The 13809-nt window shown below is 57.2% G+C and carries 13 protein-coding genes and 1 tRNA gene; 7 read left to right on the top strand and 7 right to left on the bottom strand.

Annotated features, from left to right (window positions below):
- Window positions 1–23 precede the first annotated feature (23 nt).
- Window positions 24–1511: a GGDEF domain-containing protein gene (locus GSQ73_RS12590; protein ID WP_158884491.1), complete on the bottom strand. Its 1488-nt coding sequence runs from the start codon at window positions 1509–1511 to the stop codon at window positions 24–26.
- A gap of 1136 nt (window positions 1512–2647) precedes the next feature.
- On the opposite strand from GSQ73_RS12590, the gene GSQ73_RS12585 reads away from it, so the two are divergent.
- From GSQ73_RS12585 to GSQ73_RS12575, 3 genes are all read left to right on the top strand, one after another.
- On the top strand, window positions 2648–3082 hold the full coding sequence (locus GSQ73_RS12585; RefSeq protein ID WP_158884489.1) for a biopolymer transporter ExbD: 435 nt from the start codon (window positions 2648–2650) through the stop codon (window positions 3080–3082).
- A gap of 481 nt (window positions 3083–3563) precedes the next feature.
- Window positions 3564–4019 carry a YfiR family protein gene (locus GSQ73_RS12580; RefSeq protein ID WP_216844774.1) on the top strand — a complete coding sequence of 152 codons (456 nt, stop codon included), beginning with the start codon at window positions 3564–3566 and terminating at the stop codon, window positions 4017–4019.
- Window positions 4016–4327 (top strand): hypothetical protein, encoded by a 312-nt coding sequence (locus GSQ73_RS12575; protein ID WP_158884485.1) that lies wholly within the window; start codon window positions 4016–4018, stop codon window positions 4325–4327. The genes GSQ73_RS12580 and GSQ73_RS12575 overlap by 4 nt, the downstream gene beginning before the upstream one ends.
- Window positions 4328–4347: 20 nt before the next feature.
- On the opposite strand, the gene GSQ73_RS12570 is transcribed toward GSQ73_RS12575, so the two are convergent.
- A complete protein-coding gene (locus GSQ73_RS12570; RefSeq protein ID WP_158884483.1) occupies window positions 4348–5112 on the bottom strand; it encodes a hypothetical protein in 765 nt (254 codons plus the stop codon).
- A 1105-nt stretch (window positions 5113–6217) separates the two neighbouring features.
- Between GSQ73_RS12570 and GSQ73_RS12565 the strand changes: the two genes are divergently transcribed.
- Together GSQ73_RS12565 and GSQ73_RS12560 are read left to right on the top strand one after the other, a co-directional pair.
- On the top strand, window positions 6218–6967 hold the full coding sequence (locus GSQ73_RS12565; protein ID WP_158884481.1) for a MobA/MobL family protein: 750 nt from the start codon (window positions 6218–6220) through the stop codon (window positions 6965–6967).
- Window positions 6968–7189: 222 nt separating this feature from the next.
- Window positions 7190–8377 carry an RES domain-containing protein gene (locus GSQ73_RS12560; RefSeq protein WP_158884479.1) on the top strand — a complete coding sequence of 396 codons (1188 nt, stop codon included), beginning with the start codon at window positions 7190–7192 and terminating at the stop codon, window positions 8375–8377.
- A 336-nt stretch (window positions 8378–8713) separates the two neighbouring features.
- Here the strand turns inward: GSQ73_RS12560 and GSQ73_RS12555 are convergent.
- The 4 genes from GSQ73_RS12555 to GSQ73_RS18155 all read right to left on the bottom strand — a co-directional run bounded on the left by GSQ73_RS12555 (window position 8714) and on the right by GSQ73_RS18155 (window position 11086).
- Window positions 8714–8803 (bottom strand) — tRNA-Ser (locus GSQ73_RS12555).
- A 52-nt stretch (window positions 8804–8855) separates the two neighbouring features.
- On the bottom strand, window positions 8856–9242 hold the full coding sequence (locus GSQ73_RS12550; protein WP_158884477.1) for an LrgA: 387 nt from the start codon (window positions 9240–9242) through the stop codon (window positions 8856–8858).
- Window positions 9239–10519 (bottom strand): serine--tRNA ligase, encoded by a 1281-nt coding sequence (gene serS / locus GSQ73_RS12545; protein ID WP_158884474.1) that lies wholly within the window; start codon window positions 10517–10519, stop codon window positions 9239–9241. The genes GSQ73_RS12550 and serS overlap by 4 nt, the downstream gene beginning before the upstream one ends.
- A gap of 135 nt (window positions 10520–10654) precedes the next feature.
- On the bottom strand, window positions 10655–11086 hold the full coding sequence (locus GSQ73_RS18155) for a hypothetical protein (RefSeq protein WP_343160844.1): 432 nt from the start codon (window positions 11084–11086) through the stop codon (window positions 10655–10657).
- A 138-nt stretch (window positions 11087–11224) separates the two neighbouring features.
- Here GSQ73_RS18155 and GSQ73_RS18150 point away from each other — a divergent pair, with 138 nt between their 5' ends.
- Entirely contained in the window at window positions 11225–11506 is a 282-nt protein-coding gene (locus GSQ73_RS18150) for a hypothetical protein (protein ID WP_343160842.1), read from the top strand.
- A gap of 259 nt (window positions 11507–11765) precedes the next feature.
- Window positions 11766–12254, top strand: a complete 489-nt coding sequence (locus GSQ73_RS12535) for a hypothetical protein (protein ID WP_158884470.1) — start codon at window positions 11766–11768, stop codon at window positions 12252–12254.
- Window positions 12255–12381: 127 nt separating this feature from the next.
- Here GSQ73_RS12535 and GSQ73_RS12530 read toward each other — a convergent pair whose 3' ends face one another.
- Window positions 12382–13719, bottom strand: coding sequence for a replication-associated recombination protein A (locus GSQ73_RS12530; RefSeq protein ID WP_158884468.1), 1338 nt, complete (start codon window positions 13717–13719; stop codon window positions 12382–12384).
- Window positions 13720–13809: the final 90 nt, after the last annotated feature.

Below are 13809 nucleotides of genomic sequence, written 5' to 3'. Positions count from 1 at the left end.
AGATGAAGGGAATTTCAGCCGTCTCAGTCGGCGACGCAATTGCGCCCGGTTGTCTTGGCCTTGTAGAGGGCGTGATCTGCGGTCTGAACCAACGCGCTGACCGAGACGTCGTCGCCAACACTCAGGCTTGCAACACCGATACTTACGGTCACCTTTCCTTCCGTGCTGGTGGGATGCGTAATTGAAGGCCCTTCCACTGTCGCGCGCATCCGCTCCGCAATGACGCGGGCTTCGGTTGATGATGTATCGGGCAACAAGCAGGCAAATTCTTCGCCGCCGTAACGCGCAAGCACGGCGTTCGACAGATTGATCGACACTTCGAGTGATTTGCCAACGGCGCGAATCACGTCGTCGCCAGCCACGTGACCTGACAAGTCGTTGATGGCCTTGAAGTGATCGATGTCGATCATCAACAACCCAAGGTTCTGTCCGGTTCGTCGCGCGCGAGCCCACTCCAGATGCAACGCCGCGTCGAAGGCCCTGCGGTTGCCGATACCCGACAACGCATCTCGCCAAGCCAGCTCCGCCATCACGTCGCGATCGCGCTCTGCGCTACGCGTGGCGCCAACGTGATGCACCTGTTGCAGCGTGCTGCGAATGCCGTAACCCAGAATCGCAAGGATGGTGCAGGAAATGCCGAACCGAAACGCATATTGGGCCGTCAGGGTCGCGATCACGACCACTGTGATGGTCAAGAAAAACGACGGCACGGCGGCGGCGAATCGCGCCAGTCGCGGCGTAACACTCAACGACAGAGGTCCATTTGAATCGAACGCCAGCGCCACGAGTGCAAACGCCAGAAAAGGCAGGTCCACCACGACGTCGTATCGGGTGCCTGTGTCGAAGTGCAGCGTCGCCACGACATGATGGTTGTAGTACCAGGCGGCTACAAAATAGAGACCCGTGTAGATCGCCAGCGCACCATAGAGCAACCGACTTGAGCCATCCGTTGAAGCAAGCAGGCGTATCGATGCGAACAGAAGCAGCAGGAGATTCTCCGCGTCGTACATCGAAATGTTTCCCGCGAGCGCCTCATCGGCGTTGAGGCCCATCAGTCCGGCAAACAGCAGCGCATTGACCAGAATGAGCGCGGTCAGGACCACGACCATCGCCGCGTCGATCCAGCGGATCAACGGCGATGCCCATTCCGAAGGCGATGTAGTCAGTACCAGCAGGAGCGGCACGCCATAAAGCACGTAAGCCGCAGTGTCGAATCCGGGTCTCACGAGGCACGCAGTGCGATACACATCGATGCACATGCTCGCGCCGATGCCAACGGCCCAGAGGAGGAATGCGAGTGCCAGCAGACGCCAGCGAGTATGAAGTTGTCCGTGCGGATCGCGGCCCGTCCACCATGCGACTGCGGCAGCGATCAATGGCGCCAGCACCTGCATGCCGTAGGACAGCGCCATCGGATCCAGGCGCCTTTGGGAAACCGCAAGCAAATGCAAAGCGATCAATCCTGCCGCCAGCACAACGACGACAATGGCGCGTGGCCACATGATCTTCATCATTCTTCCTTGCACTATCGACGTGGCGAATATAGCCCACGGTCTTTCGGGCGCACACTGGTTCGCACGCCATGAGAGCGGATGCCTGCATGGTCAAACACACGAGCATTGATCGCATCGCCAGTGAATATAGATGCGACGTCGGGAGCCGCTACGATCCGGCACTGATTTCCGGAATAAAAAAAGATGGCTTTCACGCCATCCTTTTTTACTTTCGTTCATGGACATTTACGCTCATGCGCACCAGTTGAAGCAATTGCACACGCTTCGCTTTCCTGACCGGAACCCTACGACGCGGCCTTAAACGACGATGCGATCCATTGAGCCGTGCGCAGATTGGTTGGCTCAACGCAGCTCACCATTGCACGGTAGCTCGACGCACCGTGCACTGAGGAAGACGCAGCTTGATCAGTGCCCACGCCCACCATGTTCGCCTCCGCCGACATGACCTCGTCCATCGCGCATTTCGTTGCCGCGAAAACTAGGCATGTGATCGAAATGTCGGGAAGGATCGGGACGGTCGTGCCGATTCGGAAATGGACCGTGAAAGCCGCGGCGGCCATCGAAACGGTTGTCTACGTGGCCGTAGAATCCGTGGTGACCGTGAAACCACGGACCCGCCCCAATGAAGATGCCACCCGCAAACCATTCGGGTCCGTAGTAGCCATAAGGCGCACACGGATAAGGTGCATAGTCGTAATAGCCATACGGACAGTCCGGCGCAGGCCCGACATCAACAACCACTTGAGCGTGCGCCCTGCTGGATGTTCCGATCGAACCAAGACCGACCACTGCAGCCATGGCGAAACATGCCATTTTATTCATGACGACTCCCATCTGTGTTGAGGATTCCAGCGTTGGTCAAGCTCAGTCTTTTTGCCGTGACGATTCTGCGATGCGTCGATCAATTGGCTCTGACGAAGTGACTAAACACGCAAAAGCGTCAGCATCGGGTGCCTGCCATATGCATCGCCGCAAAAAAAGCCGAGTGTCATTTGGGATGTGGGTGCGAGCGATCTGGCCGACGCTTGGAGCCACATACGCCGCGTAGCAGCGGATGGTTCGCGTTGACGCAGCCGCACTGCGGACGTACCTTCCGCTTGGCGGGGTTGCGTGACACTTCCAGGGATAAACCAATGGATGATTCATCACGGAAACATGGCGATCTACCGTCGCCATCGATCGATCTCTCGCCACTCGTCGGTTTATTGCTGGTACTCGTCATTGTGATGATCTGTGCATCGTGGCGAGCACCGATCACTCGGCTGCCGCTGATGGACAATTTTACGGGTAGCGATGGCCCCGTTTGCGTGAATGCAAATGATGACTGTGGCCTCAGTCGGTACACGATCGTCGTGCCTGCGTCGGGTGAGGCATATATAGATGGCATGCCCTCAGTTTCGCTAAGGCCTTGGGGGACACTCGCGTGGCGCGTCACACGCTCACACTCACGTTCCACGCTTTGGTCAATAAAGGCGGACGACAAGGCAAAAGCGCAGCACGTCATCGACGTCCTTGATGCGTTGCAGGCCAACGATCTCAAAGCGGCTATAGCGGAGCGCAATGACTAGATATTGGGCGAGCGAGGCACATCCGCGAGGACATCATGTTCAAGCGGATCGTCGGCTCGACAACCACACCAACCTGTCCAGAAGTACATACGGATATTGCGTTTCCGGCCGGTCTGATCGATCGAGGGCGGAAACATCGCTATGATTCTTGCGGTCAGCAGACCCGTGGTGCAGACGAGGGAACAGCACGGATCAAGCAGCGTGACCGGCCAGAAAGATCAGGCCCCTGGCCCAGAGTAAACGTAATGACAGAGAGCATCAGCTACTGAATTGCATTGTTGAGCTTTCGTCGCGAGTTGCTAAAATTGAACTTGCATCACATTCTTCGGCCATCTCCTAGATGCTATCGCGCTCCACATCTGCCAAGTACGTCGGTAGATGGCATCGGCGTGAATCCGGCTTGATGGTTCTGCTTCTTTTTGTGACGTGCTGTCGGGTCGCTTTCGGTCAAGCCACGATCGCGCCCTCGAAAGCAGTAGCGATGCGCACCCAAGCTGTTACCACGGTCGTGCTTGGAATCATCAGCTATACACACTGGCCGACTAGCGCTCAGCAGTTGCGGATATGCGTATTGGCCAACCCGGCGTACGCCAGCGATCTCCTGAACGGCACACACCTATCGGGCGGACAAAGCATCATCGCTCAGCATATGGATGTCGAGAATCCTGACATCGGCCGCGATTGCGCCGCCGTCTATCTTGGTGCACTCACGGACGATCAGCGCATGAAGTTGTTCACGGAACTGTCTGGGCATCCCGTGCTCAGCATCAGCGAAGCGGACCTTACCTGCGCCTCGGGCAGCATGTTTTGCCTACGCTTCGATGACTCTTCGAAAGTGCGTTTTGCCACCAATCTGGATTCCGTCGCGCGAAGTGGCGTACGGGTCGATCCCCATGTGTTGCTGCTTTCCCATTCCAGGACGGAAGCACAACCATGATGCGACGACGAAAGGCGGATATCGCCGGTCGACAAAACCTGGGAGCGGTTCTCAAGCGTTCCTACCTGGGCATGACTTTATTTTCCGTGTGCTTTGCTGGTATTTCCGTAACCGCTCTTGCCATGTTGGCATTGCGCAGTTCATCTAACTACAGCCTGCACATGATCGCTCGTTCGATGATTACTGTCTGCCTTTCCATCTTCATAAATAGTCGTATTTGGAATGCCGCCAATACATTCCATTTGGCACAACTCGAGATAAAGCTGCCCTTGATAGGAATCTGCATCGGTAATATTACCAGATGGTAACGGATGGTAATTGATTGCCATTAGCGAATTCCCTTTTTCATCTGATAAATGGTGCAATCGGGTGGAGAAAACGTCTCATGATCTTGAGGCGGAGAACTCGGCAGAGCTGGCGTATTGTGATAAATATCCAACTGCGACCAGGCATTTTTTAGAGCAGCTCCTACCAGCGAGGTCCAGCGTATGTAATAAGTCTGTCCCCTGTAGATAAAAGGACTACCTGAGGTCTCATCACCCACACCCCACGACCGATTTAAAGTACCGTCAGCGTTTTCCATAAAAATTGTTGGATTCATACTTCGTGGCGCTTCAACGTCGCCAGGGCACCGCACAGAGTCTAAAAAATAAACAACATGCGAGCTTCCGCTGTTGTTGTTATCAAAAGGAGCTCGATAAAGCTTTATCGCACCTGAACTCATTAGGCGACTCACCGCCGCTTCGTTTTCATGCTTATCGGCTTTCGTTAAAGGCAATTTGCTGTTGTTAACGATAGACATCATTTGGCTTAATAAGCTCCGATACCTAGAATTCGACACAGGCGTGAAATTGATCGGCTTGAAGCCGTAACGAGTCGCCTTGATCGACACGTCGAACCTTCGATAGCAAAGCGGTTTTTGGGCGTCCAGAATCAACCCACGGGACAGCGCCTGTTGGACGGCAAGGCACACCGGCACGTCAGCTTGTCCGTCCCTGGAAAAGGTATATGTCACCGCCAGGGCGCCAGTCGAGCCAGTCACTGCAATTAGCAGAGTCCCTTTTTTCCACCATGCGTAAGCACGTCGCCTCATTTCTACTTCCTCGTATTTGTGGCTGGCGAGCCATCTTGCCGTCGGAGCATTTCATTCCAACGATGGCGTCCTCTGAAATCTGACTAATCATGCCTGCGCACCGAGTACACCATCTCCAGACGCGTGCCAACCGCGAGCCTCCGCATCCGAGTCTTCGCCCTTGCTCTGAAGACATCCAGAGATTTTTCAAGCAACGCGACAGCGAATGGCGCAATGCAAACTTCTACCCAACGATAATATGGCTTGGGTATGCGTGCCCGTATTTCCGTCAGTTTGGAAAGGCAAACCCACGCGAGGTTGAGGCTGGTGGCCACGCATACCGAGAATCGCACGGCAGCACATCGACCTTCCTTAAGTCCCCAGCGTTCTTGATCATCTGAAGTAATTGCGCACACATCGCCAGGTTTACATTGACAACCGTCTTGATCTTGACTCGCAGATGCGAAGCGCCTAGATCTTCCAGTACGATGACAATGAGAACGCAGCAAACGCTCGAAAGCATGCTGGCGTGCGGACTGATTTTGACAAGGTGATCGCGAAAAACGGATGTCACGCATTGACGACCAGTGAACGACACTGGCTAGTTGGAAGTACGACGCAGTTAAACCGTCGTTCGCGGTCCATGCGTCATGGCTGGCGGCAGCGGCACCCTGCAAGGTCGTTCCCCTTTCCTTTTCGAACTCTTCCAAGCCTTTATATCTTTACTCTCAGCATGCAGAAGCTGCAACAAGTAAGTTCTTGCTTGTGATCTGGCCCACAAACCTGTCCCGTAATGATTCGTGGGCCCACGCTTAATCATCATCACGCCGCAGCATGAGCATCGTGTGCGCGATGACTGGCGGCATCATCGATGTTAGCCAGTCCGCCGCCTCCGCCTCCGCCGTATCCCCATGATGATTCCTGACCGCGATCACAGAGCACGCCATCGACGGATTACGAACTTGAGAAGAACTTCCTTCCAGAACTTTGCCGACGGGTTGAAAAGGGCGCCTCCACTATACGTTTCGCTTTTGAAGTGACGACTTAAAGACAACGTTGCCAACCAAGTAGCCAGTGGGTGTTTATCCCACTGGCCTTTTTTATTGCGCACGAGAAGGACTAGGCCATGGAACAAATTCACTTCGAGATCGTGTCTAAAGTACGTGGCACGACTGCCGATCACATCAGATGCATTTTGAGAAAAGGCGCCTTCGCTGAGCGCGATGACTTCATTGGTTGGGGATATGACAATCAGCCAAGCTGGGCACGGCATGATCCGGAAGCATTCTTCCTCGCATCGGACAAGTACGAGCGCAAGAACAGCCCCGCATTTGTCGCTGTGACTTTTAGCTTGCCAAACTGCTTGAGTGCAGAGCAGAACATGCACTTGGCATCCAAAATCATGGATGCTTTGGCGAGAGGCATGCCGTACATGTTCGCGTTTCACGAACCGATCGCTTTCCAATCGGGAGTCCCACATCCTCATGTGCATGGGATGTTATCCGGCCGGGTGGATGACGGCATTGACCGGTCACCGGAGCACACGTTCCGGCGTTACAACGGCAAATATCCCCAAAGTGGTGGGTGCAGAAAGATGGGCTGCGGTATACCGCCTGCCGAGATCAAGAACTCCACCATCGAGATGCGCCGCATCATCGCCGATACGATCAACAGCGAGCTACGCGCGCACGGCTTCAATGATCGCGTTGACCATCGCACGCTTCGTGAACAAGGGATTGTCCGGGAACCGATTCCCTACATGAGGCCCTCTCAGTTCCGTGGAATGCGGAAAAGCCGGATGCAGTGCGCCCACAATCGGGAGCGTCATCCGGAAGGTGGCGCTTCATGGATGTCTTCGGAATCGTGGCGCATCTGAGTAGCATGGCCGCCCGAGAGCCGCTGTGATGCACACTAGCTTTGCCACGCTGCGCTTCGCTGGGTTTTATGAATCGTCGTATGATTTCGAACTGGGCTATGCAATGGAGACGATGCTCTGGTCACGAAATGCTGACGAAACCTTGCAGATGATCCTTGCTCTTCTGCCGTGCACCCACATCTGGTTTGGAAGATCTGTACAGACAGGTGATCCATGGGGCACATGAAGGAAGGTTTGATTCTCGACGACGAACGCGGCTGGCGTGAAAGCGACAAGCACGTGTGCCCTCGATGCGTCGATGATGATTACCTCAGGAAGCTGGTTCGCGACGATTTGACCGCGCGTGCGTGCGATTACTGCGGTCGCCGCAGTCGCAGTCCCATCGCCGCTAGGGTCAACGTCCTGCTGGAAGCGATCTATCCAACCGTCGATGCGTATTTCAATGAGCCGAACGATGCCGGCGTGCCCTTCGACGAAGGCGAATACCTCGTCGAGCCATGGAGCATGGAGGAAATCTTCGAATCCTTGAATCTCGAAGAACGACCTGAGCTGATGCAGGATCTCATCAATGCCGACATCTACGATGGGGGGCGGGTGCCCGCAGCCGACGGCCATTGGGCGTCGAGCCATGAGCACGACATGATGATGGCCTCCTGGCAACACTTCACCCACACGGTGAAGCACGTGACGCGGTATCACTTCGCGAACATACCGCCGTCGGAGAGCAGCGAGCCCGGTGACGTCGACATCTGTAACTGGCTCCCGGCCCTTGCCAAAAGGCTCCGTCCTCTGGTGGTGACCTTGGGCGTCAGCACCGAGGTGTTTCGTGCGCGAATCCGGTGGCCGGATGAGCATTGGTCGCCCACCGCCGATCAGTTGACGGCACCGCCCTCGGCGAAAATGAAAGCAGGCCGAATGAATCCGGCCGGCATCCGCTATCTCTACACCTCCTTCGATCGGCTCACGGCAATGCGCGAGGTGGGCGTCGATCGATCGACGACAGACCCGGTCTATGTGGCGTCATTCAAGCTGACGCGCCCGTTGCATGTGGTGGACCTCACCAAACCTGTTTGCCTGCCATCTGTTTTCGATCTCGCACAGAAAGGCAGGCTGGAACGGGCGCGGTTTCACTATGGATTCGTCCGCGAGGTCAGCAAGCGCGTGGTGAAGAACAATCTGGAACACCTGAGCTATGTGCCCACCCAGGTGGTGTGCGAATACCTCGCCCAAGTGTTTATGACGAAGGGCGGTCACCGGCTGGATGGCCTGATCTATCCCAGCTCCGTGCACAAAGGGGGCTGCAATTTGGTGGTGTTCCCCTCACAGGAAGGCCTCACCGAAGGGTTCCACGGCGTGACCTTCAACGGATCCACCCGGCGCCGGTTGAAGCGGCCTGCAGCAACAGCGTGATCGGCAACGCTGGGACGATGCAATCGTGAGCGTTTGGGTTGCCCGCGAAATGGCCACGTAAAACAACTTGGCTTGAGCCTTTCGCTCCCGAAGAAAGTGTGTGGCATCGGGGATGACCACATGGTCGAACTCGAGACTCGTCATCGAAGTCTTAGTATGTTCGGCCGAGAGGCACCGTTCGTTCTTTTCCACAAAACGAACTTGATGCAAAAGTCCCGCTCAATGAAGCTCAATTAGAGAGAAGCAGAAACAACAACGACCGGCATACCAAATGGTATACCAGTCGCGTCATCTAGAAGTAAATATTACTTAAAACAATAACTTACATAATTTCGATGGCGGAGAGAGTGGGATTCGAACCCACGGTAGTGTTACCACTACGGCAGTTTTCAAGACTGCTGCCTTAAACCACTCGGCCATCTCTCCAAAACTTGGTGCTCTTCAGCAAACTTCGCTTTGCAAGCAGGCGCGCAGTTTATCAGGAACGTTGCGATGGACGAACTGGCGCGTTGCCTTTGCGCGAGAGCGCGAACAGGCAGCCGAGCAGGATGGCTATCGGGATGAGTGCGCCGAGTAGCGGAAACAACAACACGGGCTCACGGATAACCATCGGGACGATCTGGGTTGCGCTGGCGAGGGCGATGATCCACAGGCGCCAGCTTCGACGACCTCGTGCGAACCAGAACGCACCGAGAACGATCAACAGCGCGACGATGGAAAGCACGAGATCGATGGCTGGAAGTTTCCACACCGTGGCGAAGCTCAGGCGCGTACCGATGAAAGCAGCGAGCACGAGCAGCAGGAAATAGCTGGTGTAGAACTCCACCTTGTCCCACGTTCCACGCGCAGGCGCATCCGTATTCATGCGATGCGATCCAGCCCCGCCATGTACGGACGCAGCGCTTCCGGCACGTCGATGGACCCATCGGCGTTCTGGAAGTTTTCCATCACCGCGATCAGCGTGCGACCGATAGCGAGACCGGAACCGTTCAAGGTGTGCACCAGTTCGGGCTTGCCGGTGCCAGCGTTGCGCACGCGCGCCTGCAAGCGACGCGCTTGGAAGTCTTCGCAGTTGGAACAACTGGAGATTTCGCGGTAGGTCTGCTGGCTGGGCAGCCACACTTCGAGGTCGTAGGTCTTGGTCGACTGGAAACCCATGTCACCGGTGCACAGCAGCAGCTTGCGGTACGGCAGGCCGAGTTTCCGTAGCACTTTTTCGGCGTGGCCGACCATTTCCTCGAGTTGCGCGTAAGAGTCGCTGGCGCGGGCCACCTGAACCATCTCGACTTTCTCGAACTGGTGCTGGCGGATCATGCCGCGGGTGTCGCGGCCGTAGCTGCCAGCCTCGGCGCGGAAGCATAGCGAGTGCGCGGTGAAACGCAGCGGCAGCGCGTCGGACTCCTGAATGGTGTCGCGCACCAGATTCGTGAGCGAGACTTCCGCAGTGGGAATCAGGTAGCGCTTTGTGTCGCCGACTTGGGTGGAGAACAGGTCCTCCTCGAATTTCGGTAACTGGGTGGTGCCGAGCATGCTGTCGGCGTTGACCAGCACCGGCACATTGCATTCGAGGTAGCCGTGCTCGCTGGTGTGCAGGTCGAGCATGAACTGGCCGATCGCGCGGTGCAGGTGCGCGAGCTGTCCCCGCAGCACAGTGAAGCGCGCACCGGAAAGCTTGGCGCCGGCATCGCCGTCGAGCCAGCCGTGACGCTCGCCGAGTTCCACGTGATCCTTCGCTTCGAACTCGAACGTGTGCGGCGTGCCCCACCGGCCGACTTCGACGTTGTCGCTCTCGTCCTTGCCCAGCGGCACCGACTCATGCGGAAGATTCGGGATCAGCAGCATGATGTCGGAAAGCTTCGCCTGCGCATCGCTTAGTGCCTGTTCGTTGGCTTTGAGCTTGTCGCCCAGACCAGCGACCTCGGCCATCAGCGCGGAGACATCCTCGCCCTTCGACTTGGCTTGGCCGATCGACTTGGAACGCGTATTGCGCAGGTTCTGCAACTCCTGCGTTTCCATCGCCAGCTGCTTGCGTGTGCTTTCCAACGCCTCGACCGCGGCGACATCGAGCGCGTAGTTGCGGGTTTGCTTGAGGCGCGCGGCGGTGTCGGCCAGGTGCGAACGCAGCAGTGCGGGATCCAGCATGATCGACGTCCAGTAAAGGCTTGAACCCTGAATTATCGCCGCGCGACGGCAATCGTCGCAATGTGAATCACGTTTGCATGGTGACTGCGATCCTTCAGCCGATCAGTTTGTGTTCGGCATTTGTCGCAAAACTGCCTAGCGAAAATCGCGCGCTCCCAACAAGGCCTGCGCCTGAACGATGCGATCGAAAAGCTGTTGTGCCTGCTGATACAGCTGGAGATCGAACCGATTCTGCTCCAGCAAATGCGCGTACAAATCGGGTCCGAGAGCCGTTTCGATCTCGGCGATTCTTGCGCTTAGAGTTGCCGCCCGCTCCGGTGTGGCGTTAGCGGCAGGCGCGAATTCCTCCGGCGCAAAGTCCCGCACGAAGGGACGTACATAGATGCGCAAGCGCCGAATCGATTCATCGAAGCGATCGACCAGACCAAGAAACGGAAGCGATTGCAACGTCGCCTGGGCGCGCTCGAAATCATTGTCGTTGACGACCGCGTGACGAAGATCGTCGCCGTAGGCAGACAAATGGATCGTCTGAAAATTGCGAATGACACTGCCGTTGCCTTCCGCCAATCGCCATCGCACATATCCTGCGAGATCCTCACTGCGTGCAACCTCGATGCCGATACCTCTGGCGTCCGCCGGTTGCCGACGCTCGAAGGCGTAGACCGATCCGACCCGGTCGACCGGATGGCGCAGGAACAGAATCGGATGGAAAACGATGTCGTCCGCTTGCGGCATGGGCATGTGCGCACCGTGACTCGATATGGCACGCAAATGAGGATGAGTGCGCGCGAACGCGACGAACTGTTCGCTCGGCACCGCATGGCGCGGCACTTTTGTTTCGAGCGAATCCCACTGATCTCCGAATGCGCGTTGCAGCATCCCATCGATCGTGGTGCCGGAATTCTTGAAGATGTGGCAGTGAAGCAAAATATCCCGCATGCGCTGGCAGTCCTGCAATTTAAATGGGTGGCGGACCTTTCGTCCTGATTTTTCAACCGCCGGATTCAGCCATGCCGGAGGTCACCGAGAAAAGCTTAGCGTCCGGTATGGGAGACGGGAATCCGTGAACATCCGAGTACTTTGCCGCCCATTTTGCGAACCAGCGAACAGAAATAATAATCCTCGCCCTGCCCGTTTTCGTTGACGGTAGCACTGCGAAAAACTCGCGACTCTGTCCCGGCGCGAGAAAAACCGTCGGCACGGTTGCCGCCATAGTCCACGCATGGGCTAGACCTTCGGTGATCAGTTGTCGTACACATCGACGGGAAATCATCATCAAGGCGGTGCCGATGGCCTGGATACGCGAAGCCTTCGAACCCACCGCCATGGTGGCCGCATCATTCTCCAGCTCGTTTTACACGCTCCCAGCCAACACGTTTTTCGGACACATGACAGCGATGACATCAGCGTCTTTCCAATCGAACATGCGCATGAGTTCAGTGGCGGAAAAGCCCATGTCGCCATTGATGAAGAGCATGTGCGTGGCATCCGTTTCCAGCAGAAAACGTTGCCAGATGTTGCGAGCGACATCGATGGCGCCGATGCCGAAGTTCGCCAGGAACTTGAAACCAATTCCCCTGGACATGCATTGCCTTTGCAAGTCCATCACGCTCGAATCGCATTCGCCGCAGAAGCTGTTGTAGCGACTTGGCGTCGCCACAGCGAGCGACATGGTCGTTGCCGTCCGGCGTTCGACTTTTTAGCCGGACTGTTTGCGTTTCTTGGCTTTCCTTAGCGTGTCCAAGGGCATCGGGATGTTGCGAACGTTCCAGGAGCCTGCCGCGAAGCATCGCTGCATGACGCCCGGTGTTGCCAGAAGGAACTCCTTCCTGAGCAAGGTCACTGATAGGACCCGCGTCAGCCTAGGAATTTCCGCGCGCCTGCCTGCGTGCTTCGCGCAAGGCCAGCAGCTTCTCGCGCAGCTGCACTTCCAGTCCGCGCTCGACAGGCTCATAGAACACGCTGCCTTCGAGTGCGTCGGGGAGACATTGCTGATCCAGCGCTACGCCACCTTCGGCATCGTGGTCGTATTGATAGCCCTTGCCGTAGCCGAGGCCTTTCATCAGTTTGGTCGGTGCGTTGCGCAGGTGCATGGGAACTTCGAGCGTGCCGCCGTCGCGCACGGCCGCGCGTGCCTTGTTGTAGGCGACATACGCGGCGTTGCTCTTGGGCGCGATGGCCAGCCAGATGACGAGCTGCGCCAGGCCGAGTTCGCCTTCTGGACTGCCGAGGCGTTCATAGGTATCCCACGCGTCCAGCGCCATGCGCCATGCGCGCGGTTCGGCCAGGCCGACATCTTCCACTGCCATGCGCGTCATTCGGCGCGCGAGATAAAGCGGGTCGACGCCGCCATCGAGCATGCGACAAAGCCAGTAGACCGCCGCATCGGGATCGGACGAGCGCACGGATTTATGCAGCGCTGAAATCTGGTCGTAGAACTGCTCGCCCATCTTGTCGAAACGTCGCGTGCGATCGGCCAGTACCTGCGCGAGCGTGCTGTCGTCGATGCAGCGGTTTTCCGCCAGTTCTCCGGCAATTTCCAGCAAGGTCAGCGCACGACGCACGTCGCCATCGGCAGCCTGGGCGATCGAATCGAGCGACTCATCGCTTACCTGCAATTGCAGTTCGCCCAGCCCGCGTTCGGTATCCATTAACGCGCGCTTGAGTGCCGCCACGATGTCGGATACCGACACCGGCTCCATCACGTGCACACGGCATCGCGACAGCAGCGCGGAGTTCAACTCGAACGACGGGTTTTCGGTGGTGGCGCCGATGAAGATGATGATGCCGCGCTCGATGTGCGGCAGGAAAGCATCCTGCTGGGTCTTGTTGAAACGGTGCACCTCATCGACGAACAACACCGTGCGTCGGCCTTGCGCGAAGTGAACTTCCGCCTCGGCCAGCGCCTTGCGCACATCGGGCAAACCGGAAAGCACCGCGGAAATCGCACGAAATTCCGCATCGGCATATCTCGCCACCAGCAGCGCCAGCGTGGTTTTGCCGCAGCCAGGCGGCCCCCACAGCACCATCGAGTGAATCTTGCCCGCCTCCAGCGCGCGACGCAGCGCCTTGTCCTCACCCACCAGACGACGCTGGCCGACGATTTCGTCGAGGCCGCGCGGACGCATGCGTTCGGCCAGCGGACGCAGCGAATCGGGTTCGGCGAAAAGATCCGCAGCTGGCGTCGTCGAGCGTGGCATGCGCCCATGATACGGCAAGGCCTGTCGACACCCTTTCACCTTGCAAGGCAGCTTGCGGATATGATGCGATCCCAATGCAGCCGCGGCGTC

The sequence above is a fragment of the Rhodanobacter sp. L36 genome, assembly GCF_009765755.1.
Lineage (GTDB): Bacteria > Pseudomonadota > Gammaproteobacteria > Xanthomonadales > Rhodanobacteraceae > Rhodanobacter.
Note: the sequence above shows the minus strand (reverse complement) of the source record. Positions and strands in the feature narration are given on the sequence as shown.

Bases quoted from the DNA above. Each gene is read 5' to 3' on its own strand.
- GSQ73_RS12590 (WP_158884491.1), bottom strand. From the start codon at position 1,511: ATGAAGATCATGTGGCCACGCGCCATTGTCGTCGTTGTGCTGGCGGCA.
- GSQ73_RS12585 (WP_158884489.1), top strand. From the start codon at position 2,648: ATGGATGATTCATCACGGAAACATGGCGATCTACCGTCGCCATCGATC.
- GSQ73_RS12580 (WP_216844774.1), top strand. From the start codon at position 3,564: ATGCGCACCCAAGCTGTTACCACGGTCGTGCTTGGAATCATCAGCTAT.
- GSQ73_RS12575 (WP_158884485.1), top strand. From the start codon at position 4,016: ATGATGCGACGACGAAAGGCGGATATCGCCGGTCGACAAAACCTGGGA.
- GSQ73_RS12570 (WP_158884483.1), bottom strand. From the start codon at position 5,112: ATGAGGCGACGTGCTTACGCATGGTGGAAAAAAGGGACTCTGCTAATT.
- GSQ73_RS12565 (WP_158884481.1), top strand. From the start codon at position 6,218: ATGGAACAAATTCACTTCGAGATCGTGTCTAAAGTACGTGGCACGACT.
- GSQ73_RS12560 (WP_158884479.1), top strand. From the start codon at position 7,190: ATGAAGGAAGGTTTGATTCTCGACGACGAACGCGGCTGGCGTGAAAGC.
- GSQ73_RS12550 (WP_158884477.1), bottom strand. From the start codon at position 9,242: ATGAATACGGATGCGCCTGCGCGTGGAACGTGGGACAAGGTGGAGTTC.
- serS (WP_158884474.1), bottom strand. From the start codon at position 10,519: ATGCTGGATCCCGCACTGCTGCGTTCGCACCTGGCCGACACCGCCGCG.
- GSQ73_RS18150 (WP_343160842.1), top strand. From the start codon at position 11,225: ATGGAAAACGATGTCGTCCGCTTGCGGCATGGGCATGTGCGCACCGTG.
- GSQ73_RS12530 (WP_158884468.1), bottom strand. From the start codon at position 13,719: ATGCCACGCTCGACGACGCCAGCTGCGGATCTTTTCGCCGAACCCGAT.